General features: G+C 39.7%; 2 protein-coding genes and 3 pseudogenes. All 5 read left to right on the top strand.

What is annotated here, in order from left to right; translation table 11 throughout:
- Positions 1-196, top strand: a pseudogene (locus BN3796_RS20895) (hypothetical protein); the annotation flags it as partial.
- A gap of 26 nt (positions 197-222) precedes the next feature.
- Positions 223-585 carry a hypothetical protein gene (locus BN3796_RS00005; RefSeq protein ID WP_073885019.1) on the top strand — a complete coding sequence of 121 codons (363 nt, stop codon included), beginning with the start codon at positions 223-225 and terminating at the stop codon, positions 583-585.
- The gene (locus BN3796_RS00010; RefSeq protein WP_061706421.1) at positions 585-1,478 is read left to right on the top strand and encodes a formylglycine-generating enzyme family protein; all 894 of its coding nucleotides are present in this window, start codon (positions 585-587) and stop codon (positions 1,476-1,478) included. Before BN3796_RS00005 ends, BN3796_RS00010 begins: the two co-directional genes overlap by 1 nt.
- 62 nt (positions 1,479-1,540) lie before the next feature.
- Positions 1,541-1,612: pseudogene (locus BN3796_RS20900) on the top strand (hypothetical protein); the annotation flags it as partial.
- A 21-nt stretch (positions 1,613-1,633) separates the two neighbouring features.
- Positions 1,634-1,831, top strand: a pseudogene (locus tag BN3796_RS19690) (formylglycine-generating enzyme family protein); the annotation flags it as partial.

Here is a 1,831-nt window from a genome sequence, read left to right on the forward strand (position 1 = left end):
GCACAGCAGTAAAGCTATTTCTGTGTCATCAATGATGATTGTCAATGGTAAAAAAGTGGTGCTCATTGGTGATAAAACCCATTGTCATTCAGCGTGTCGGATCTTACATGGAGTAATTAAATATGAGCCTGACGGATACGTTACAGAATACCCTTTCCGGTTTGATGAATACCACCCTGAATCGCTATCAGCTTGACATTCCCTCCTGTACCTCGCCGCTGGATGTTGAAGATTTTTGCGGGACAGAAACTAGCAATAATGCTTTGCTTCAAGTGGGTGCAGAGTAAGGCTGATTATAATAATGTGATGCAGCATATGACGGCAAAACCTGCTGCGGGAAAAGGGAATGCTAAGGTCAATGAACAAGCATTGTTGGGTTTTTTAGGGATGACGGAGTTCGGATTCATGGGGAGTTACTCGACACAATACGAAAAAAATCTTCATACTCTCTATGAAAGACTTCCTGACACTGTTGATCCTGATGAACTATTTAAATCAATTCCTCAAGATGAGATGAAACAGTATATTGCGTTGATTAACGAGAGTCATAACTCAAATGCACAGATGGCAGAGGGAGAGTTGTAATGAAAAATAGTGATAACAAAAAAATTTTCATTTTAATTATTTTCTCACTTGTTGCTTGTGACAATTCCTCAAAAAAATCAGAGTTAGCAAATCAATTGGTTAAAAAATCCATATCAAACATGAATGCCGTTAAAGGTGGAGAGTTTTTGATGGGGGATTTTGGTCCTTTGGTAGGTGAGCACGTGCCCTTCAGTATTCAGCAAGATGACAAGGAATTACATAAAGTTATACTTAGTGATTTTATGATTTCAAAATATAAGGTAACTAATAAAGATTATAATGCGTATCTTGGAATAACAGGCAAAAAACGACCACCTGTTAGCCCTTTTACCAAAGACTATCCAATTCTTCTTGGAGATAACTATTCGGTAAGCGCAACTTGGCAGCAGGCAAAAGATTATTGCTTATGGCTTGGAGAGCAATCAGGTAAAAAAATTGATTTACCTACTGAGGCTCAATGGGAGTATGCCGCGCGCTCAGAAGGTAAGTTTTTACCTTTTGCAACCGATAATGGGAAGATTGAACATGGAAGAAATTATCCAACATATGATGAAATGCAAAAATTCACTGGCGGGTTATATTTGCCATTCTATCCTATTGGTAAATATCCACCAAATCCTCTCGGTCTATATGATATGGGGTTAAGTGGCAAAGAATGGACTAATGACTGGTACGCACGTGATTACTATAAACATTCTCCTTTAAATAATCCTCAGGGGCCAGCTAGCGGGAATAAAAAAGTCTTGCGTGGAGCTGTAGGTGGAGATAACCAGTATGCTTTAACGATGTTCAGGCAATCAGCATTACCAATTCCGAAGATTGATAAAGACGATGATTATGGAAAATATGGTGTTGGGCCGCAGTATGTTTTTCGTTGCGTAATAAATAATTAATATCTTTTCATTATTACCCTATATCTCAGTTTAACCGAAGCAAAGACGTTAGCGTTAGTACCCCAGACATCCTGGTGTCAGAATATCTTGCCATGATTGATGATCAGCACCCGACTTTTACAATGACTGCATGATGCAATGGCTAAGGTGATAAGATGAGAAAATTAATTGTAGTTGCTTCCGTTGCTGCCGGTTTACTGACCGGGTGCGATCAGGGAAATACCGCCGGGAGTGAAAAAGCGGCTAAAGCACTTGTGGATAAATCGGTCTCTAATATGGTCCCCGTTCAGGGCGGTGAGTTTTTAATGGGCGATTTTGGACCGTTAGTCGGTGAAAAACTGCCTTTCAGCATA

It is taken from the genome of Pseudenterobacter timonensis (genome assembly GCF_900021175.1).
Lineage (GTDB): Bacteria > Pseudomonadota > Gammaproteobacteria > Enterobacterales > Enterobacteriaceae > Enterobacter > Enterobacter timonensis.

Coding starts and splice junctions, on each gene's coding strand:
- BN3796_RS00005 (WP_073885019.1), top strand. CDS start 223: ATGTTGAAGATTTTTGCGGGACAGAAACTAGCAATAATGCTTTGCTTC.
- BN3796_RS00010 (WP_061706421.1), top strand. CDS start 585: ATGAAAAATAGTGATAACAAAAAAATTTTCATTTTAATTATTTTCTCA.